The organism is Streptomyces daqingensis (genome assembly GCF_014645895.1).
GTDB lineage: Bacteria > Actinomycetota > Actinomycetes > Streptomycetales > Streptomycetaceae > Streptomyces > Streptomyces daqingensis.
The window spans coordinates 197241-217350 of record NZ_BMMP01000001.1 but is presented as its reverse complement, the minus strand read 5'-3'; the positions used below and the strand labels follow the sequence as shown (position 1 = coordinate 217350).

Here is a 20110-nt window from a genome sequence, read left to right as displayed (position 1 = left end):
CGTCCTCTCCGGCTCTGCCCCCGATCTTGCCACGTCAGCGAAGCGCGGCCCGCGTCCGTCCACAGGCCGGACGGCAACATGCCGTGGTCTGCGCGCATCGGTAGTCGGCATGTTTGGGCGCGCCCGCGCCGCCCCGCTACGCCGTACGCGCGTGCAGCGCCTCTTCCCCCGCCGCACGCATGGCAGCCAGCGGCGCGGGCGAGCGTCCCGTCATCAGCTCGACCTGCAGCACCGCCTGGTGGACGAGCAGGTCGAGGCCGGAGAGCACCGTCCCGCCACGACCGGACCACGCAGCAGCGAGCTGAGTCGGCCACGGCGCGTAGAGCACGTCGAAGAGAGCGCCCGGACGGGACGGGGCGGCGGCCGCGAGCGCGTCCGTGGCGCCCGCCGGCGTGGTGGCCACGACCAGCGGGGCCGTCAGCGCCTTCGCGGCGTCCGCCCACCCGGCGACGCGCACGGGCACGCCGAGGCGCTCGCCCCAGGCGCGCATCTCGCCGCCGCGCTGCTCGCTGCGCACGTACGCCGTGATCTCGCCCGTGCAGATGCGGGCGAGCGCCGCCAGCGCGGACGACGCGGTGGCCCCGGCGCCGAGGATCGCGGCGTCCTCGACGTGCTCGATGCCCCGCTCCCGCAGGGCGGCCAGGATGCCCGGAATGTCGGTGTTTTCCCCGAGGCGCCTGCCGTCACCGGGCAGGCAGACCGTGTTGACGGCCTCGACGGACGCCGCCGTTGCGCTGACCTCGTCCAGCAGAGGAAGGACGGCCCTCTTCAGCGGCATCGTCAGCGAAAGGCCGGCCCACTCGGCGCCGAGCCCCTCGAGAAAGGACGCCAGGCCGTTCTCGTCCACTTCGTGACGCTCATACGCCCAGCCCTCGAGGCCGAGCGCTTCGTACGCGGCACGGTGCAGCACCGGGGAGAGCGAGTGCGCGACGGGCTTTCCGAGAACCGCCGCGCGCCGCACGGCCGTCGGCGCCGTGGGGGCCGGCCGTGCGGGGTGGTGCCGCTCCATCAGCCGCCGCTCTCCTTCTTCTTGCGCTGTTCCTTGTTGAAGTCCTGCACGTTGCGGTCGTGCTCGGCCTTGCTGTCGGTGAAGCGGGTGTCGCCGGGCTTGACGGTGACGAAGTAGATCCAGTTGCCCTTCGTCGGGTTGAGCGCCGCCTCGATGGCCTGGTGCCCGGGGTTGTCGATGGGGCCCGGCGGGAGCCCGCGGTTGAGATAGGTGTTGTACGGCGAGTCGAACCGCGTGTCCTCGACCGAAGTCTCCAGCGAGGAGCGGCCCTTGGCGTAATTGATCGTCGAGTCGAACTGAAGAAGTATGTTCTTCTCCAGCCGGTTGTAGATCACTCGCGAGACCCTGCCGAACTCGTCGTCCTGCTGCGCCTCCGCCTGGATGAGCGACGCGATGACGATGATCTCCTCGGGCGTCTTGCCCACCTTCTTGGCCTCGGCCGCCAGGTTCACCTTCTTGTGCTCGGCCTTCGCCCGCTGCACCATCTCGCGCAGCACGTCCGCCGGGTCGCTCTCCTCGCCGACGCTGTAGCGCGAGGGGAAGAGGAACCCTTCCGGGTTGTTCTCCGCGAACGCGGGAAGTCCCAGTTTCGCCTTCTTCGCGGCCTTCTGCGTCGTCCCCGCCGGCTCGCCGAGCTTCTTGTCCACGAGCTCGTAGATCTTCTTCGCGCGAAGGCCCTCGGAGATGATCAGACCGTTCTGGCTGGCGGGGTCGAGCATCAGCTTCAGCGCCGCCGCGCCCGACATCTCCTTGCGCAGGCTGTACGTGCCCGGCTGGATCCCGTTGGCCTTGGAGTCGGCTTCGGCAGCCTCGACGAAGGCGCCGGCGCTCTTCGTCACGCCCGCCTTCTGGAGGGCGTCGCCCATGTCAGCGATGGAGGCGCCGTCCGGGATCTTGACCTGCGCCTGGCCGGAACCGCTCCCGGAGAAGTCCGGCGCCGGGGCGAAATGGGTCTGGTAGAAGTCGTACCCGTAGTAGGCGACCGCTCCGACGCCGCCCACGAGGACGAGCGAGACGGCCAGGCACGCGCAGCCGTTGCGCTTCTTCTTCTCTCCGCTGCCCTTGCGGCTGCCGCGGCTCTCCTTGCGGTCGGAGTCGTCGCCGTCGTCGTCCTGGTCGGAGAAGAAGGCGTGCTCGCCCTGGTCGGGTCCGGGGTCCCAGCCGGTCTCGGGATCGGCTTCCGGGCCGGGTGGCTGCCCGCCCGGGCCGCCGTGGAACTCACCGGGGCCGGCCTGCCGCCCGGGGCCCGTGAACTGCCCGGGGCCGCCCTGCTGGCCCTGCTGGCCCTGCTGGCCCTGCTGGCCGGGGTGGCCGGGAGGGTAGCCGCCCGGAGCGGCGTAGTAGCCGGGCTGGGCGCCCGTGTCGTAGGGGTCGGCCACGGGCTGCATGCCGCGAGGGTCGGTCGCGCCCATGCCGTAACCGGGGTCGTAGGGACCGCCGTGCGGGCCGCCGTCGTAGCCGCCTCCGCCGTCACCGTAGTGCTGGTGCTGGTGCTGGCCGTGTCCCTGGCCCTGGAAGTTCTGCGGCTGCTGCTGGTAGTAGCCCTGCTGCTGGGGTACCTGATGCCTGCCCGTGCCGTACGGGTCGGGGTGCTGGCCTGTGTACTGGCCCGGGTAGGTGTCCCCGTCGCTCTGGTACTCGCGGCGGCGTCCCTCCCACCCCGGGTCCCCGAACAGCGGGTCGTCGGGATGCCACGGTGGGACGTCTTGCCCCCGGCCATACTCAGTCATCGATCCCCTAGATCTGCCGGACGGCAGCCGCTCCGAACACAGATGAAGCAGGACGCCCGCGCACCCGGCGGTGCGCGAGCCTCCCGGCGGCTGCCGTGTCGCGGGAACGTTACCGTATCGCGATCAGACAACCACTTCGACGCATTGGCCGGGCGGACTGCCTGACATCCGTTCAGTCTCCAGGGCGCTTTGCAGAATGACCACCGCCGCAGCCTGATCGATGCGGGAGCGGCCCTTCTTGGAGCTCACGCCGGACGCGCGCATGCCCTGTGCCGCCGTGACTGTACTCAAACGCTCGTCGACGAGCCGCACCGGCACCGGTGTGATCTTCCTCGCCAACTCCTCCGCGAAGCCACGGATCTTGGCGGCCGCCGGGCCCTCGCCCCCCTTCAAGGAACGCGGAAGCCCGACGACCACCTCGAGCGGCTCGTACTCCGACACCAGCGCAGCCAACCGGCGGTGCGCGCCCGGGAGATCACGCCCGGGCACCGTCTCCACCGGGGTCGCCAGCAGCCCGTCGGGGTCGCTGGAGGCCACGCCGATGCGTGCGTCACCGACGTCGACGGCGAGGCGGCGGCCCCTCCTCATCAGGCCGGGCCGCTCTCTGCCACCAGCCGCTCCACGGTCGCGATGGCCTCGCCCACGGCCTCGGGGTTCTGGCCGCCGCCCTGCGCGACGTCGGGCTTGCCGCCGCCTCCGCCGCCGAGCGCCTTGGCCGCGCCGCGCACCAGGTCGCCCGCCTTGAGCCCGCGGTCCCGGGCCGCGTCGTTGGTGGCGATCACGGTGAGCGGACGTCCGTTCGTCACGGCGAACAGCGCGACGACGGCGGGCCGGCCTCCGGTGATGCGCTGGCGGACGTCCAGCACGAGCGTGCGCAGGTCGTCGGCGGCCGTGCCGTCGGGAACCTGGGCGGCTGCCAGGGCCACCCCCCGGACGTCCGTGGCGCCCTCCGCGATGCCCGCTGCGGCCTGGAGCACCTTCTCGGCACGGAACCGCTCGATCTCCTTCTCGGCGTCCTTCAGACGCGTGACCATCGAGGAGATCCGCTCGGGAAGCTCCTCGGGGCGGCCCTTGAGCAGATCGGTGAGCTGCGAGACCACCGTGTGCTCGCGGGCGAGGAACTTGTAGGCGTCCACGCCCACGAGGGCCTCGACACGGCGCACGCCGGAACCGATGGACGACTCCCCGAGCAGCTTCACGAGGCCGAGCTGGGCGGTGTTGTGCACGTGGGTGCCGCCGCACAGTTCCTTGGAGAAGTCGCCGATGGTCACGACGCGCACGCGCTCGCCGTACTTCTCGCCGAACTCGGCCAGCGCTCCCTGCTTCTTGGCCTCGTCGATGCCCATGTACTCGGCGTTGACGTCCAGTTCGCGGGCGAGAACCTCGTTAATCTTCTGCTCGACGTCCGTGAGGACGGTCCCCGGAACGGCCGCCGGCGAACCGAAGTCGAACCGGAAGCGTCCCGGGGAGTTCTCCGAACCGGCCTGGGCGGCCGTCGGCCCCAGGGCGTCGCGCAGCGCCTGGTGCGTGAGGTGGGTCGCGCTGTGGGCGCGGGCGATGGAGCGCCTGCGGTCCGCGTCGATCTCCGCGTACGCGCCGGAGCCGACGGTGACCTCGCCGACCTGGACGACGCCCTTGTGCACGTGGACGCCCGTGACCGGCTGCTGCACATCGCGGACCTCGACGACCGCGCCGCTCTCCAGCCGGATGCGCCCCGTGTCGGCGAGCTGACCGCCGCCCTCGGCGTAGAACGGCGTGCGGTCCAGGACGACTTCGACCTCGTCGCCCTCGTGGGCGGCGGGCGAGGAGACACCGTCGACGAGGAGTCCGACGACGGACGCCTCGTTGCCGGTGTGCTGGTAGCCCGTGAAGTCCGTCGTGCCGCTCGCGTCGGCGATCCGGCGGTAGGCCGACAGGTCGGCGTGGCCCTGCTTCTTGGCCTTCGCGTCGGCCTTGGCGCGCTCCCGCTGCTCCTGCATGAGGCGCCTGAAGCCGGCCTCGTCGACGGAGAGGCCCTGCTCGGCGGCCATCTCCAGGGTGAGGTCGATCGGGAAGCCCCAGGTGTCGTGCAGCAGGAAGGCCTTCTCGCCCGGCAGCACGTCGCTTCCGGCGGCCTGGGTGTCGCTGACGGCGGCCTCGAGGATGTTGGTGCCGGAGCGCAGCGTCTTGAGGAAGGCCGCCTCCTCGGCGAGCGCGACCGTCTCGATGCGCTTGCGGTCGGTCTCCAGCTCCGGGTACTGCGGCGCCATGGCCTTGATGACGGTGTCCGTCAGCTCGGCGACGGTGGGACCGCTCGCGCCGAGGATGCGCATGTTGCGGATGGCACGGCGCATGATGCGGCGGAGCACGTAGCCGCGGCCCTCGTTGCCGGGGGTGACGCCGTCGCCGATGAGCATGATGGCGGTGCGGATGTGGTCGGCCACGACGCGCAGCGAGACGTCGGTCTGCTCGGCGTCTCCGTAGCGGACGCCCGTCAGCTCCGTGGCCTTGTCCAGCACCATGCGCGAGGTGTCGATCTCGTACATGTTGCGCACGCCCTGCAGGACCATCGCCAGGCGCTCGAAGCCGAGCCCGGTGTCGATGTTCTGGCTGGGCAGGTCACCCACGATCGGGTAGTCCTTGCCCTCGCCGGGACCGCGCTCGTACTGCATGAACACGAGGTTCCACAGCTCGACGTAGCGCTCGTCGTTGACGGCGGGGCCGCCCTCGGGGCCGAACTCCGGGCCGCGGTCGTAGCTGATCTCCGAGCAGGGACCGCAGGGGCCCGGGACGCCCATGTCCCAGTAGTTCTCGTCCTTGCCCAGGCGCTGGATCCGCTCGGCGGGGACGCCGACGACGTCACGCCAGATGCGCTCCGCCTCGTCGTCGTCCTCGTAGACCGTGATCCACAGCCGCTCCGCCTCCAGGCCGTAACCGCCCTTGTCCTGCGGGGTGGTCAGCAGCTCCCACGCGAACTGGGCGGCGCCTTCCTTGAAGTAGTCACCGAAGGAGAAGTTGCCGCACATCTGGAAGAACGTGCCGTGACGGGTGGTCTTGCCGACCTCTTCGATGTCCGGCGTGCGCACGCACTTCTGGACGCTGGTGGCGCGCGCGAAGGGCGGCTTGACCTCGCCGAGGAAGTACGGCTTGAAGGGCACCATGCCGGCGGGGACCAGCAGCAGCGTCGGGTCGTCCGCGATCAGTGACGCCGACGGCACGACGGTGTGCCCCCGCTCCTCGAAGAAGCGCAGCCAGCGGCGGCGGATTTCAGCCGACTCCATCAGTGGTCCTCGTTTCGGTCGTACGGTCGTGTGCGCCCCGGCTGCTGCGCGGGGCCCAGTTGGTGGCCGGGGGGCCGGCCGGGAAGCAGGCCCGCGGACTCACCGTCCGGCGGGGCGTCGAGCCCCAGGGCGTCGTTCAACTCGCTCTCGCGCTGGGCCATTCCGGCACGGACGTCGAGTGCGAACTCCTTGAGTCGGTGGCCGGTGTCGACGGCCTTGTCGGCCGCCCGGACGGCGAGCGCGTCCGGCGCGAGCGAACGGAGCTTGCGCTGGACCTTGGTGGTCGCCCACACACCTGCGGCTGCGCCGGTGGTGAACCAGAATGCACGGCGGAACACGGGTGATCAGCTCCTTCCGCGCTTGCGGCCGCCCCGCCGCGCCGCGGGGAGCGTGCGGCCGAGGACCACCTTGCGCGGGTCGGACGGCGGGGAGGACGGGTCCTTCTTGCGGCCGAGCGCGCGCCGCACGCCGTAGCCGAAGGCAGCGACCTTCACGAGCGGCCCGCCGAAGGTGGTGGAGACGGTGGAGGAGAGCGCCGAGGCGTTGGAGGTGACCTCCTGCACGTCCGTCGCGATCGCGTCCACGCGGTCGAGCTGGGTCTGAGCCGAGCGCACTGTCGCGGACGCCTCACCGAGCAGAGGAACGGCCTGCTCTGTCACGCCCGTCACCAGCTTGGTCGCCGCCTTGAGCGTCTGCGCGAGCCTCACCAGCACAACGGCGAGGAACGAGACCAGAATCGCCCAGAAGACGGCCACCAGGAGACCGGCCACTTCACCACCGGACACGCTGCACCGCTTCCCTCGGGTCATTTCGGGGTCGGCCGCCGCCCTGACCGCTCCACGCCGTGGAAGCCGGGCCCGCGCGGCGGCGGATACTCCGACCTTATCGCGACGGGAGCTGTCGCCCGTACCGCATTCCCGCAGCACGGAGGGGCGCCCGCGGGGCGGCCGCCATGGCCGGGCGCCGTGCCGCGCCGCCCCCGCCCGGGGCGGTCAACTGGCCTACGGCGGCTGCCGGGTTTGTTGCTGGAGCCGTCAACCGGCGTACCGCGACGGTCAGTCGAGGCCGTCGCGAGCCCGCGGGAGCGCCGCCGGGAACGCGGCAGCCCGCCGTGCCGCCGCCGGACGGGAGGTTCGGCGGGAGGCAGGCGGGCTGTGCCGGCGAGTCAGGGGCGGCGCACCGCGAGCGGCGGAGCGCACGGCGCGGCCCGGCGGACTCCGGGGTTCAGCGTGCGTAGTACTCGATGACCATCTGCTCGTCGCACACGACCGGGATCTCCTTGCGGTTGGGCTCCCTGTCCAGGCGGAAGGCCAGCGCCTCGAGGTTGACCTCCAGGTAACGCGGGGTCTCCCCGTCGGGTGCGTAGCCGCCCTCACGCGCGACCAGGAACGGGTGCTTGCCGCGGCTGCGCTCCCGGACCTTCACGACGTCGTCAGGACGGACGCGGAACGAGGGCTTGTCGACCTTCCGGTCGTTCACCGAGATGTGGCCGTGCACGACCATCTGCCGAGCCTGGTAGATGGTGCGGGCGATCCCCGACCGCAGCACCAGCGCGTCGAGGCGGCGCTCCAGCTCGATGACGAGCGCGTCACCGGTCTTGCCGCCGCTCTTGCGGGCGCGGTCGTACGCGCGGACCATCTGCCGCTCGCTGATGTCGTACTGCGCGCGGAGCCGCTGCTTCTCCAGCAGCCGCACCTTGTAGTCGCTGTTCTGCTTGCGGCCCCGGCCGTGCTCGCCCGGCGGGTAGGGGCGCTGCTCGAAGTACTTGACGGCCTTCGGGGTCAGCGCGATGCCGAGGGCACGCGACTTCTTGACCTTGGGACGCGACTGGTTCACTGAACGGACCTCCATGTAAGTTAGGTGAGCCTTACCTTAGCGGAGGAGAACGCATGTTTCGACCTGGGATTCCCCTGCCCGGCTCCGACGCCGGACGGGAACAGCCGCGTCCCGTGGAAGACGCCGCGGCTCCAACTGCCGCAGAGCGTGTACGAACCCTCGTGGAATCCAGCGTATCGGCCGCGCTGGACATTCCCTCGATCCGGTCGCAACAGGACACTCCGCCCGGATCCGGGAGCCCGGAGGCCCGCGCCGTCACCCCCGACGGCGACGTGGTCCTGCTGGTACCCGCGGCTTCTCCGGCCGCCCAGCTCGTCGAGCACGCGGCGGGCGACGAGGTGACCGCGGTGATGGAGATCACGGACGTCGCGCCGGTGGCGGTCCCCCACCGCATCCGCGGCCGGGCCTGGATCGCCGGCTGGCTCACGCCCGTACGGAACAAGCAGCGGGCCGCCTGCGCGCGGCTCGTCGCCGACCGCCACCCCGCCGGGCCGATGCCCTCCGACCCCGCCTGGACGCTGCTGCGCCTGGAGGTCGGGGAGGCCTTCGTCGACGATCTGTGGGGCGCGGAGCAGGTAGAGCCGGACGACTTCGCCGCCGCCGCGCCCGACCCGCTCGCGCCGCACGAGGCGGAACTGCTGCAGCACCTGGCCGCCTCCCACTCAGAGCAGATGCGCGGGCTGTGCGGTCTCCTCGGCGACCGCGAGGCGGCCTGTGCGGCCGCCGGCGGATGCGCGGTGCCGCTCTCCGTGGACCGCTACGGGATGCGGGTGCGCTTCTGCGGTCTGGAGGGCTTCAGGAGCGACGCCTACTTCGACGCCCGCTTCGAGTTCCCCGATCCCGTGGACGGCATTGCGCGGCTGCGGCAGGCGATGCGGCTGCTCTTCGAGACCGCCGCGGAACGGCCCGGCAGCCAGTAGGGCAGGGGCGTCGCGTCCGACGAGGGGCCGTGCCGCGCGGGAGGCAGGCCGGGCGCGCTGTCGGACTCAGTGCTCGCCCGGCGGCGGGCCCGCACCGCGCAGCCTCTCCCGTACCCGTTCGGCGACTTCGGCGTAGCGGGCCTCGGCGCCGTACCGCGTCGGCTCGTAGTAGCGCTTGCCGTGGACGGCGTCCGGGGCGTACTGCTGGGCGGCGATCCCGCCCGGAAGGTCGTGCGGATACTTGTAGCCCTCGCCGTGGCCCAGTTTCGCGGAGCCCTTGTAGTGGCTGTCGCGCAGGTGAGCGGGCACCGGCCCCGCCAGACCCGCCCGTACGTCCGCCAGCGCGGCGTCGATGGCCAGATAGGCGGCGTTCGACTTGGGGGCCAGCGCGAGGGCGACGACCGTCTGACCCAACGTGATGCGGGCCTCCGGGAAACCGATCATGGCGACGGCCTGGGCCGCCGCGACGGCCGTCTGCAGCGCCTGCGGATCCGCCATGCCGATGTCCTCGCTGGCGGAGATCATCAGGCGGCGCGCGATGAACCGCGGGTCCTCCCCCGCCTCGATCATGCGCGCCAGATAGTGCAGCGCGGCGTCCACGTCCGAGCCGCGGATGGACTTGATGAGCGCGCTCGCCACGTCGTAGTGCTGGTCGCCGTCGCGGTCGTACGTCACCGCGGCGCGGTCGACGGCCTCCTCCAGCGTGGCCAGGCCGACCTCGCTCTCGCCCTTGGCGAGGGCGGCGCCCGCTCCCGCCTCCAGCGCCGTAAGCGCACGCCTCGCGTCGCCGCCCGCGATACGGAGCAGGTGGTCCTCCGACTCGCCGGGAAGCGTCACCGCGCCGCCCAGGCCGCGCTCCTCGGCCACGGCACGGCGCAGCAGCGCCCGCACGTCGTCGTCGGTGAGGCCTTCGAGGGTGAGCAGGAGCGACCGGGAGAGCAACGGGGAGATCACCGAGAAGTACGGGTTCTCCGTCGTCGCCGCGATCAGGGTGACCCAGCGGTTCTCCACCGCGGGCAGCAGCGAGTCCTGCTGGGCCTTGCTGAAGCGGTGGATCTCGTCGAGGAAGAGGACCGTGTCCTTGCTGTACGCGCCCGAGGAGCGCCGGGCGCTCTCGATGACGGACCGCACCTCCTTCACCCCGGCCGTGATGGCCGACAGCTCCACGAAGCGCTTGTCTGTGGCCCTGCTGACGACGTGCGCGAGCGTGGTCTTGCCCGTGCCCGGAGGGCCCCACAGCATGACGGAGGAAGGCCCTGCCGGGCCTCCGACGCCCTCGCCCACGAGGCGGCGCAGTGGGGAGCCGGGGCGCAGCAGATGCTGCTGGCCGACGATCTCGTCCAGGGTGCGGGGGCGCATGCGCACGGCCAGCGGACTGGCCGTGGGGTCCTGGGCCTGGCGTTCCTCGGCGGCTGCGGTGAACAGGTCGGGTTCCACGCCCGAAACCCTAAGTCACGGGTGTGACAGCCGGGCCGGGCGCCCGGGCCGGCCTCCTGCCCCGGCCCCGACCGCGGACCGTCAGCTGGTCCAGAAGTCCCACCAGCGGGTCAGGATCAGCATGCCGATGACCCCGATGTGCAGTACCGGCAGCACCCACGGGAACTCCTCGACGAAGCCGCGCACCACCGCCGGAGCGGGCAGGAAGCCGTTGCGGACGTTGTGCGCCGTGACATACCAGAACATGACGATCGTGGCGACCCACGCCAGGCAGCACCACAGGCACAGGGCGTTGATGTTGTACAGCGACTGGTACATGAGCCAGGTGACGAAGCCGACGCCGAAGAGCGTGCCGGCGTTGAACGTCAGCCAGTACCAGCGGGGGAACCGCGCGCGGGAGAGCAGGCTCATGCCGACGCAGACGACGACGGCGTAGGCGACGAGCCCGATCATCGGGTTCGGTGCGCCGAAGGCCTCCGCCTGCTCGCTCTTCATGACGCTGCCGCAGGAGACGATCGGGTTGAGGCTGCACGCGGGGTCGAAGTCCGGGTCCTTCAGCAGGGAGAACTTGTCCAGCGTGATGACCCAGGACGCGAGGATGCCCGCCAGCCCTGTGATCACCAGCATCACGGCGAAGGCGCGGCTCGCGCCGACGGCACCCCCGGAGGGCTCGTCCGCGTCCGTGCGAGCTTCGTCGAGGGGTGCCGTCATGGTCATAGCCCTTGTATCCCGTCGTCCGGTCCTGGTCTGCCCCGTGTGCCGCTCATTGTGCACCAAGGTGTTTGCGCTCAGGCGAGTTTCGCGCGCACCTCGGAGACCACTCGATCGAGCGGCACTGCGGTCTGCTCGCCGCTCTGCAAGTCCTTGAGCTGCGCCACCGATTCGGCCAGATCCCGTTCGCCTGCCAGCAGCGCGTAGCGGGCGCCGGAGCGGTTGGCCGATTTCATGGCGTTCTTCATGCCCTTGCCGCCGTACGCGAAGTCGGCGGCGACGCCCTCCCGGCGAAGGGCGGTGACCACCCGAAAGAGTGCACGCCGCGCCTCCTCGCCGATCGGCACCGCAAACACGTCCGTGGAGGAGGGAAGTTGCAGCTCGACGCCCTCTGCCCGGAGCGCCAGGACCGTGCGGTCCACGCCGAGGGCCCAGCCGACAGAGGGCAGCGGCGGCCCGCCGAGCATCTCCGACAGGCCGTCGTAGCGTCCTCCGCCTCCGACGGCCGACTGGGAGCCGAGGCCGTCGTGCACGAACTCGAAGGTGGTGCGCGTGTAGTAGTCGAGGCCGCGCACGAGACGCGGGTCGTCCTCGTACTGGACGTCCGCCGCCGTCAGCTGCTCGCGCACCTGCTCGTGGTAGGACTTGCAGCCCTCGCAGAGGTGGTCGCGCATCATGGGCGCGTCCGTCAACTGGCGCTGCACGCTCTCCCGTTTGTCGTCGAGGACGCGCAGCGGGTTGATGTCGATGCGGCGGCGGGTGTCCTCGTCGAGGTCGAGACGGCGGAGGAACTCCTGGAGCGCGGCGCGGTAGACCGGCCGGCACTCCTTGTCTCCCAGGGAGTTGAGCAGGATGCGGAAGCCGCGCAGCCCGAGCGACCGGTACGCGTCGTGCGCGAGGATGATCAACTCGGCGTCGAGCGCCGGGTCCTCGGCGCCGATCGCTTCGGCGCCGACCTGCGAGAAGTGCCGGTAGCGGCCCTTCTGCGGGCGCTCGTAGCGGTAGTACGAGCCCGAGTACCAGAGCTTCACGGGCAGGTTGCCGCTCTTGTGGAGGCTGGCCTCCAGAGCCGCGCGCAGGACGGATGCGGTGCCCTCGGGGCGGAGGGCGAGTTCGTCGCCGCCCTTGGTGGTGAGGGTGTACATCTCCTTGGTCACGATGTCGGTGGACTCCCCGACGCCGCGCGCGAAGAGCTCGACCTGCTCGAAGCCGGGGGTCTCGGTGTAGCCGTAGCCCGCGCGCCGCAGCGGCGCGGAGAGCGCCTCGCGCACGGCGAGGAAGTCCGCCGACTCCGGCGGGATCAGGTCGTAGGTGCCCTTGGGGGCCTTGAAGGTGCTCACGGAAGGTCTCGTCACAATCCTCGTCGGGGGGAGGCGCCCGTCGCGGCGCCTCCCGGCCCGGCGGCCACCTGCCTCATGAACGGGTTGGTGGCGCGCTCCTGGCCGATGGTGGTCTGGGGGCCGTGCCCCGAGAGCACCACGGTCTCGTCCTCCAGCGGCAAGCACACGCGCGCCAGCGACTGCAGGATCTCCTCGTGGTCGCCCCCGGGCAGATCGGTGCGTCCGACGGAGCCGGCGAAGAGCAGGTCGCCCGAGAAGAACACCGGCGGAACGTCGGCCTGTTCGGGCATCCTGAAGGTCACCGACCCCTTGGTATGGCCCGGGGCGTGCGAGACGGTCAGCTCCAGCCCGGCCAGGCGCAGCGTCGCTCCGTCGGTCAGCTCCTCGACGTCGTCAGGCTCGCCGACGGTCAGCTCTCCCATCAGCTGCTGCCCGATGCTGCGGCCGAGCGCCTTCTCGGGGTCGCTCATCATGTAGCGGTCGGCGGGGTGGATCCAGGCGGGAACGTCGTGCGCTCCGCAGACCGGCACGACGGAGGCGACGTGGTCGATGTGGCCGTGGGTGAGCACGACGGCGACAGGCTTCAGCCGGTGCTTGGCGACGGCCTCCTCGACGCCTTCGGTGGCCTGGTGGCCAGGGTCGATGATCACGCACTCCTCGCCGGCGGCGGGGGCGACCAGATAGCAGTTGGTCCCCCAGGCCCCGGCGGGGAACCCCGCAACGAGCACGATCGTCCTTCTGTCGTCCGGCAATCGGTCACGGCGAAGAGGTAGTTCTTCGCCGATCAAGCTGGTCACAGCCTACCGGCGGCGGCGCGGGCGCCGCGAACCCGTATACGGTACGGCCGGACTCTGGTACGTACGCACTCATCGCACGCACCCTGAAGGAGACGACCCGGTGGTCAGCAGTGATCAGCGAAGAAGGCAGCTCGCCCGTGAGAAGTACCTGCGCCAGCAGGAACGCCGGGCCGCGCGGCGCCGCAGAGCCCGGCTGCGGAACATCGCACTCGCGGTCGTGGGTGTGCTCGTCTTCGGCGCTGCCGTCGCCTACGCGGTGACCGGCGGCCTGAACCGGGACGAGAAGGACGAGGACGCCGGCAAGCAGGGCACGCCGTCCCCCTCCCCCAGCAAGTCCTACGACCCGTGCGAGAAGCCGTCCAAGGGCAAGCCGAACGGGAAGAAGTGGAAGAAGGAGCCGGAGCAGGCCGTCGACGAGTCGGCGAAGTACTCGATGAAGCTGGCCACGACGTGCGGGGACATCGCGTTCGAGATGGACGCGGCCAAGACACCGCGCACCGTGAACAGCTTCGACTTCCTCGCCCGTGAGAAGTTCTTCGACCACACGAAGTGCCACCGCCTCGTCGACGAGAGCATCCACGTCCTGCAGTGCGGAGACCCGACGGCCACGGGCAAGTCCGGCCCCGGGTACACCCTCCCCGACGAGAACCTCAAGGACTCCCGCCTCAAGGGCGGCACGTACCCGGCGGGGACGGTCGCCATGGCGAACCGGTACGACGCCCGGACGAAGAAGGGCAGGGACACCGGCGGCAGCCAGTTCTTCCTCGTCTTCGAAGACAGCACGCTGCCCCCGGACTACACGCCCTTCGGCAAGATCACCGAGGGTATGGACGTGCTGAAGAAGGTCGCCAAGGCCGGATCCACGCCCGACCCCAAGACGCGGAACACCCCGCCCAACGCGACGGTCGTGATCGAGAAGGCGACGGTGAGCAAGAACTGATCGGCGGGATCCGGGGGCACCGGCAGCGCGCGGTGTCCCCGGCAGGCGCCCTGCCGCGCTTCGCGGGCTGCTGAATTTCGCTCCGTCCGCATGCGGACAGCGCGGCAGGGGTTCGCCTATGTTGGCAAGTGACGAGATCTGTGGACGATGCCGGGGGCGGCTTCACAACCAGTCCGGGCATCATGTGGAGGAGGCGCTGTGAGCAGCGACCCGTCGTGGGGCCGCGTCGATGAGGCGGGGACCGTGTACGTGCGTACAGCCGACGGCGAGAAGGTCGTCGGATCGTGGCAGGCAGGCTCTCCCGAGGAAGCACTCGCCTACTTCACGCGCAAGTACGAGGGCCTGGTGGTGGAGATCGGCCTCCTCGAGCGCCGTGTGAAGACCACCGACCTGTCCGCCAAGGACGCCGGCACCGCCATCGAGCACCTGCGGGAGCAGGTGGACGCCCACCACGCCGTGGGCGACCTGGAGGCGCTGCGCAAGCGGCTCGACACGCTCGCGGGGGTGGTCGAGGAGCGCCGCGAGCAGCGCAAGGCGGAGAAGGCCAAGCAGAACGAGCAGGCGCGCCGTTCGAAGGAAGAGCTGGTCGCGGAGGCCGAGGAGCTCGCGCAGAGCGAGCAGTGGCGTGCGGCCGGTGAACGGCTGCGTGCTCTGGTCGAGACCTGGAAGAGCCTCCCCCGGCTGGACCGCAAGACGGACGACGAGCTGTGGCGCCGCTTCTCGCATGCCCGCTCGGCGTTCTCCAAGCGCCGCAAGGCGCACTTCGCGCAGCTGGACGCGCAGCGCGAGGAGGCGCGGCAGCGCAAGGAGAAGCTGGTCGCCGAGGCGCAGGCGCTCTCCGACTCCCGCGACTGGGGGCCGACGGCGGCCAAGTACCGGGACCTCATGCAGGAGTGGAAGGCCGCGGGGCGCGCCCAGCGGGAGCACGAGGACGACCTGTGGCAGCGCTTCCGCGGCGCCCAGGACGTCTTCTTCCAGGCCCGCAGCGAGGTGTTCGCCGAGCGCGACAGCGAGCAGCGGGAGAACCTGGCGCGCAAGGAGGAGCTGGCCGCCGAGGCGGAGAAGCTGCTGCCCGTCACCGATCTGAAGGCCGCGCGCGGCGCGTTCCGGGCGCTCAACGAGCGCTGGGACGCCGTGGGCCACGTGCCGCGGGACGCGAGGCCGAAGATCGAGGGCCGGATGCACGCGGTGGAGCGGGCGATCCAGGAGGCCGAGGAGGCCGAGTGGCGCCGTACGAACCCTGAGGCGCGGGCCCGCGCGACGGGTCTGGCCGGCCAGCTGCAGGACGCCGTCGACAAGCTGGAGAAGCAGATCGAGCAGGCGCGGGCGGCGGGCAACACGGCGAAGGCCGAGAAGCTGGAGAAGGAGCTGGCCGGGCGGCGGGAGCTGCTGGACCAAGCGCTCAAGGGCCTGCAGGAGTTCGGGGGCTGACGTCACGGCGGGCCCCGCGCGGGCCCGTCACCGGACGACCGGTGTGCCGCCCGCACATGTCGTGCGGGCGGCACACCGCTGTCACGCCCGGCCCTGCCCGCGCGATGGCTGCGGCCGGGCCGGCGAAGGCTCGTCAGGACGGCCGGCGGGCCGACGTGACGCGGTAGACGTCGTAGACGCCCTCGACGCTCCGCACCGCCTTCAGCACGTGCCCGAGATGCTTGGGGTCGCCCATCTCGAAGGTGAAGCGGGAGGTGGCGACCCTGTCGCGGGACGTCTGGACGGCGGCCGAGAGGATGTTGACGTGCTGGTCGGAGAGGATGCGTGTGACGTCCGACAGCAGCCGGGAGCGGTCGAGCGCCTCCACCTGGATGGCGACGAGGAAGACCGACGACTGGCTCGGCGCCCACTCCACGTCGATGATCCGCTCGGGCTCCTTGGTCAGCGAGTCGACGTTGACGCAGTCCGTGCGGTGCACGGAGACGCCGTTGCCGCGGGTGACGAAGCCGATGATCGGATCGCCGGGCACAGGCGTGCAGCAGCGCGCGAGTTTGACCCACACGTCGTCGACTCCCTTGACGACGACGCCCGGATCGGAGTTGGCCCTGCGCTTCGCGCGGCGCGTCGCCGCCGGCATGGGCGGAGCGGTCTCGGCAAGGTCCTCGTTGGCGGCGTCCTCACCGCCGAGCGACTGGACGAGCTTCTGCACCACGCTCTGAGCGGAGACGTGGCCCTCGCCGATGGCGGCGTAGAGGGCGGAGATGTCCGGGTAGCGCATCTCGTGTGCGAGCGTGACGAGCGAGTCGCCCGTCAGGATGCGCTGGATCGGCAGGTTCTGCTTGCGCATCGCGCGTGCGATGGAGTCCTTGCCCTGCTCGATGGCCTCGTCGCGGCGTTCCTTGGTGAACCAGGCCCGGATCTTGTTCCGCGCCCTCGGTGACTTGACGAAGCTCAGCCAGTCACGCGACGGCCCGGCGCCCGAGGCCTTCGACGTGAAGACCTCGACGGTGTCGCCGTTGTCGAGCGTCGACTCCAGCGGCACGAGACGGCCGTTGACGCGGGCGCCGATGGTGCGGTGCCCGACCTCGGTGTGGACGGCGTACGCGAAGTCGACGGGAGTCGCCTCGGCGGGGAGGGCGATCACGTCGCCCTTGGGCGTGAAGACGAAGACCTCGTTGCGCGACAGGTCGAAGCGGAGGGACTCGAGGAACTCCCCCGGGTCCTCGGTCTCCTTCTGCCAGTCCAGCAGCTGCCGCAGCCAGGACATGTCGTTGACGTGCTCGTCGTTCTTTCCCGTGCCCTTCGGGATGTCCGTACGGACCTTGGAGGCACCGGCGACGGCCTGCTGCTTGTACTTCCAGTGCGCGGCGATGCCGTACTCGGCCCGGCGGTGCATGTCGAACGTGCGGATCTGCAGTTCGACGGGCTTGCCGCCGGGCCCTATGACCGTCGTGTGCAGCGACTGGTACATGTTGAACTTGGGCATCGCGATGTAGTCCTTGAACCGGCCGGGGACCGGGTTCCAGCGGGCGTGCACGGTGCCCAGCGCGGCGTAGCAGTCGCGGACGGTGTCCACGAGGACCCGGATGCCCACCAGGTCGTAGATCTCCGCGAAGTCGCGGCCGCGGACGATCATCTTCTGGTACACGCTGTAGTAGTGCTTCGGCCGGCCCGTGACGGTGGCCTTGATGCGCGCGGCCCGCAGGTCGGCCTGCACCTCGTCGGTGACGACGGCCAGGTACTCGTCCCGCTTCGGGGCCCGCTCGGCGACGAGCCGCACGATCTCGTCGTACATCTTCGGGTAGAGGATCGCGAAGGCGAGGTCCTCCAGCTCCCACTTGATGGTGTTCATGCCGAGCCGGTGCGCGAGCGGAGCGAAGATCTCCAGCGTCTCCCTGGCCTTCTGCTCCTGCTTGGCGCGCTTCAGATAGCGCATGGTGCGCATGTTGTGCAGCCGGTCGGCGAGCTTGATGACCAGCACCCGCGGGTCCTTGGCCATGGCGACGACCATCTTGCGCACGGTCTCGGCCTGCGCCGCCTCCCCGAACTTGACCTTGTCGAGCTTCGTGACGCCGTCGACGAGGAGGGCCACCTGCTCGCCGAAGTCGCGGCGCAGCGTGTCCAGGCCGTACTCGGTGTCCTCGACGGTGTCGTGCAGCAGGCCGGCCATGAGCGTCGCCGGATCCATGCCGAGCTCGGCGAGGATCGTGGTCACCGCGAGGGGATGCGTGATGTACGGGTCGCCGCTCTTGCGCTTCTGGCCGCGATGCCAGCGCTCCGCGACCTGGTAGGCGTGCTCGATCTGGCGCAGCGTCGCCGACTCGATCTTGGGGTCGTTGCCGCGCACTATCCGCAGCAGCGGCTCGAGAACGGGGTTGAAGGGGCTGGAGCGCTGCACTCCGAGGCGCGCCAGACGCGCCCGTACGCGGTTCGAGGAACCGGAACGGCCCGAGACCCCCGAGACGGCACGGGCGGGCGCCACTCGCTCGCTCTGCGCCCTCTGGGCGGCCTCGGCCCGCTCGGCGCGGACGTCGCGCTGCGTACGCTCCGAGTGCTCGGCCTCTGCCCGGCTGCGGGCGGCACCGTCGTCGACCGCGGTGCCCTGCTGGGGGGCTCCCCCGGACGGGGCGCCGTCCGGGCGCCCGGCACCGCCCGCGGCGGCCGCTCTGCCCTCCGCGACGTCCCGGCCCGCCTCGTGCGTGGCCGCGGCAGCCGCGCCGGGCCCGCCGGGCTCGGCGTCTCGCGGCTGTGCCGACTTCAGCGGCTGGGCCTCGTCTGGCAAATGCACTCCTCGGTGGACCCCAGGTCGGACTGCCATGGTATCGACCCCCGCCGTCCCCTCGCCCACGGCCGCATGGGCAGGCATGACGGAGGCGGCCACCCGGCGCTCGTGCGAGCAACGTACCGGGTGACCGCCTTGTACCGGTCTCTCGTGGTCAGACCGTGACCAACGCCTCCAGCGGGACGTCCTCCAGGGACGGGGTGAGCCGCTCCCTGCCCCCGAGGAAGCCCAGCTCCAGCAGCACCGCGAACCCGGCGACCTGCGCGCCTGCCCGGCGGACCAGCTGCAGGGACGCCTCCGCGGTGCCGCCCGTGGCCAGTACGTCGTCGACGATCAGCACGCGGTCCCCGGCGTCCAGGTCTTCCGCGTGGACCTCGATCTCGCCGGTCCCGTACTCCAGCTCGTAGGACTGCGCGAGCGTCGCCCCGGGGAGCTTGCCCGCCTTGCGCACGGGGACGAACCCGACGCCCGCCCGCACCGCCACGGGGGCGCCCAGGATGAAGCCGCGCGCCTCCAGGCCGACGACCTTCGTGGCGCCCCGCTCGGTGCAGATACGCGCCAGGGAGTCGGTGAGCACCGTGAACGCCTGGTGATCGGCCAGCAGCGGGGTGATGTCCTTGAACATCACGCCCGGCAGCGGGTAGTCCGCCACGTCCCGGATGCGGCTCAGGAGCAGCTCCCGCTCCTCGGCCGAGACCGGTGAGGCGGCCTCGCTCATTCCCGTCACTTCGCTCACCTGCGCTTTCCGGAGGGCCGGTTACGGCCGCCGCGGCCGCGGGACGCGGGCTGACGGCGCTGGGGGCGCGGGCCGGGGGCCTCACGTCCGCCGCGGGGCCCGACGACGCCGGCGGCCGCGCCCTGCGGCGCGGGGTCGCCGCCGTCCTGCGGGGCACCGCCTTCGTGGTCGTGCTCCTCGGCGTCCTCCTGCGCCTCCGCTCCGCCGCGCTCCTCGGCCTTGAGACGCTTGGCCCGCACGCGCCTGGCGAGGGCCTTCATCTGCGGCTCGCGCTCCTTGAAGTCGGCCACGAGGGGGGTCGCGATGAAGATCGAGGAGTACGCACCGGCCGCCAGGCCCACGAAGAGCGAGAGCGCGATGTCGTTGAGCATGCCGCCGCCGAGCAGACCGCCGCCGATGAACAGCAGGCCGGCGACCGGCAGCAGCGCCACGACGGTGGTGTTGATCGAGCGCACCAGAGTCGAGTTGATGCTGCGGTTGGCGATCTCGCTGTAGGTGTAGCGGGTCTGCTTGGTGACGTTCCGGCTGCCCTCTCGCAGGCCGTCGAAGACGACGACGGTGTCGTAGAGCGAGTAGCCGAGGATGGTGAGCAGACCGATCACCGTGCCCGGCGTGACTTCGAACCCGACGAGGGAGTAGACGCCGACGGTGATGGTGATGTCGTGGATCAGTGCGATCAGGGCGGACAGCGCCATCCGCCACTCGAAGGCGATGGCGAGATAGATCACCACCAGGACCATGAAGATCCCCAGGCCCAGCCAGGCCTTGTTGGCGATCTGCTCGCCCCAGCTCGGGCCGACGAGCTGAGTGTCGATCTTGTTCGGGTCGACCTTCAGCTCACCGGAGATCTCCTCCTTGACCTGCGTCGACTTGGCCGTGTCCAGACCCGCGATCTGGATGCGCATGCCGCCGTTGCCCAGCTGCTGGACGATGGCGGTGTGGCCGGAGGTCTTCTCCGCGAGTTCGGTGGTGTGCGCCACCGACGCCGAGGTCTTCGGCGTGGTGAGGACGGCGCCGCCCTCGAACTCGATGCCCATGTTCAGCCCGCGGACGCCGAGGCCGACGATCGCGGTGATCGTGATGAGGATCGAGACGCCGTACCAGAACATCCGCTTGCCGACGAAGTCGTAGCCGACTTCGCCGCGGTAGAGCCGGGCACCGAGGTTGCCGAGTCGCGACAT

Annotated in this window: 17 protein-coding genes; 3 read left to right on the top strand and 14 right to left on the bottom strand. The window is 71.0% G+C overall.

Annotation, left to right across the window (positions count from 1 at the left end; translation table 11 throughout):
- Positions 1-136: 136 nt before the first annotated feature.
- The 7 genes from IEY56_RS01000 to rpsD all read right to left on the bottom strand — a co-directional run bounded on the left by IEY56_RS01000 (position 137) and on the right by rpsD (position 7850).
- Entirely contained in the window at positions 137-1009 is an 873-nt protein-coding gene (locus IEY56_RS01000) for a shikimate dehydrogenase (protein WP_189035105.1), read from the bottom strand.
- Complete coding sequence (gene mltG / locus IEY56_RS00995; protein ID WP_189035104.1) at positions 1009-2739, bottom strand: endolytic transglycosylase MltG; 1731 nt, start codon at positions 2737-2739, stop codon at positions 1009-1011. The genes IEY56_RS01000 and mltG overlap by 1 nt, the downstream gene beginning before the upstream one ends.
- 123 nt (positions 2740-2862) lie before the next feature.
- Positions 2863-3327, bottom strand: a complete 465-nt coding sequence (ruvX, locus tag IEY56_RS00990; protein WP_189035103.1) for a Holliday junction resolvase RuvX — start codon at positions 3325-3327, stop codon at positions 2863-2865.
- Positions 3327-5999, bottom strand: a complete 2673-nt coding sequence (gene alaS / locus IEY56_RS00985; protein WP_189035102.1) for an alanine--tRNA ligase — start codon at positions 5997-5999, stop codon at positions 3327-3329. The genes ruvX and alaS overlap by 1 nt, the downstream gene beginning before the upstream one ends.
- Entirely contained in the window at positions 5999-6337 is a 339-nt protein-coding gene (locus IEY56_RS00980; RefSeq protein ID WP_189035101.1) for a DUF6167 family protein, read from the bottom strand. The genes alaS and IEY56_RS00980 overlap by 1 nt, the downstream gene beginning before the upstream one ends.
- A 6-nt stretch (positions 6338-6343) precedes the next feature.
- Positions 6344-6784, bottom strand: coding sequence for a DUF948 domain-containing protein (locus IEY56_RS00975; protein WP_373292013.1), 441 nt, complete (start codon positions 6782-6784; stop codon positions 6344-6346).
- A gap of 439 nt (positions 6785-7223) precedes the next feature.
- A complete protein-coding gene (gene rpsD / locus IEY56_RS00970; protein WP_045862274.1) occupies positions 7224-7850 on the bottom strand; it encodes a 30S ribosomal protein S4 in 627 nt (208 codons plus the stop codon).
- A gap of 38 nt (positions 7851-7888) precedes the next feature.
- Between rpsD and IEY56_RS00965 the strand changes: the two genes are divergently transcribed.
- Positions 7889-8755, top strand: a complete 867-nt coding sequence (locus IEY56_RS00965) for a DUF2470 domain-containing protein (RefSeq protein ID WP_189035099.1) — start codon at positions 7889-7891, stop codon at positions 8753-8755.
- A 66-nt stretch (positions 8756-8821) separates the two neighbouring features.
- On the opposite strand, the gene IEY56_RS00960 is transcribed toward IEY56_RS00965, so the two are convergent.
- The 4 genes from IEY56_RS00960 to IEY56_RS00945 form a co-directional block, all read right to left on the bottom strand.
- Entirely contained in the window at positions 8822-10192 is a 1371-nt protein-coding gene (locus tag IEY56_RS00960) for a replication-associated recombination protein A (RefSeq protein ID WP_189035098.1), read from the bottom strand.
- Between the two features lie 81 nt (positions 10193-10273).
- A complete protein-coding gene (locus tag IEY56_RS00955; protein WP_229711504.1) occupies positions 10274-10903 on the bottom strand; it encodes a vitamin K epoxide reductase family protein in 630 nt (209 codons plus the stop codon).
- 77 nt (positions 10904-10980) lie between these two features.
- On the bottom strand, positions 10981-12243 hold the full coding sequence (gene hisS, locus IEY56_RS00950) for a histidine--tRNA ligase (protein ID WP_189035096.1): 1263 nt from the start codon (positions 12241-12243) through the stop codon (positions 10981-10983).
- An 11-nt stretch (positions 12244-12254) separates the two neighbouring features.
- A complete protein-coding gene (locus IEY56_RS00945; protein ID WP_189035095.1) occupies positions 12255-12971 on the bottom strand; it encodes an MBL fold metallo-hydrolase in 717 nt (238 codons plus the stop codon).
- A 169-nt stretch (positions 12972-13140) separates the two neighbouring features.
- Here IEY56_RS00945 and IEY56_RS00940 point away from each other — a divergent pair, with 169 nt between their 5' ends.
- Complete coding sequence (locus tag IEY56_RS00940) at positions 13141-13980, top strand: peptidylprolyl isomerase (protein ID WP_189035094.1); 840 nt, start codon at positions 13141-13143, stop codon at positions 13978-13980.
- Between the two features lie 198 nt (positions 13981-14178).
- Positions 14179-15411, top strand: a complete 1233-nt coding sequence (locus tag IEY56_RS00935; RefSeq protein ID WP_189035093.1) for a DUF349 domain-containing protein — start codon at positions 14179-14181, stop codon at positions 15409-15411.
- A 133-nt stretch (positions 15412-15544) separates the two neighbouring features.
- Here IEY56_RS00935 and IEY56_RS00930 read toward each other — a convergent pair whose 3' ends face one another.
- The 3 genes from IEY56_RS00930 to secF form a co-directional block, all read right to left on the bottom strand.
- The gene (locus IEY56_RS00930) at positions 15545-18193 is read right to left on the bottom strand and encodes a RelA/SpoT family protein (protein ID WP_189035092.1); all 2649 of its coding nucleotides are present in this window, start codon (positions 18191-18193) and stop codon (positions 15545-15547) included.
- 154 nt (positions 18194-18347) lie between these two features.
- The gene (locus tag IEY56_RS00925; RefSeq protein ID WP_189035348.1) at positions 18348-18911 is read right to left on the bottom strand and encodes an adenine phosphoribosyltransferase; all 564 of its coding nucleotides are present in this window, start codon (positions 18909-18911) and stop codon (positions 18348-18350) included.
- A gap of 14 nt (positions 18912-18925) precedes the next feature.
- Positions 18926-20110, bottom strand: a complete 1185-nt coding sequence (secF, locus tag IEY56_RS00920) for a protein translocase subunit SecF (RefSeq protein ID WP_189035091.1) — start codon at positions 20108-20110, stop codon at positions 18926-18928.

Coding starts and splice junctions, on each gene's coding strand:
- IEY56_RS01000 (WP_189035105.1), bottom strand. CDS start 1,009: ATGGAGCGGCACCACCCCGCACGGCCGGCCCCCACGGCGCCGACGGCC.
- mltG (WP_189035104.1), bottom strand. CDS start 2,739: ATGACTGAGTATGGCCGGGGGCAAGACGTCCCACCGTGGCATCCCGAC.
- ruvX (WP_189035103.1), bottom strand. CDS start 3,327: ATGAGGAGGGGCCGCCGCCTCGCCGTCGACGTCGGTGACGCACGCATC.
- alaS (WP_189035102.1), bottom strand. CDS start 5,999: ATGGAGTCGGCTGAAATCCGCCGCCGCTGGCTGCGCTTCTTCGAGGAG.
- rpsD (WP_045862274.1), bottom strand. CDS start 7,850: ATGGAGGTCCGTTCAGTGAACCAGTCGCGTCCCAAGGTCAAGAAGTCG.
- IEY56_RS00965 (WP_189035099.1), top strand. CDS start 7,889: ATGTTTCGACCTGGGATTCCCCTGCCCGGCTCCGACGCCGGACGGGAA.
- IEY56_RS00955 (WP_229711504.1), bottom strand. CDS start 10,903: ATGACGGCACCCCTCGACGAAGCTCGCACGGACGCGGACGAGCCCTCC.
- IEY56_RS00925 (WP_189035348.1), bottom strand. CDS start 18,911: ATGAGCGAGGCCGCCTCACCGGTCTCGGCCGAGGAGCGGGAGCTGCTC.
- secF (WP_189035091.1), bottom strand. CDS start 20,110: ATGTCGCGACTCGGCAACCTCGGTGCCCGGCTCTACCGCGGCGAAGTC.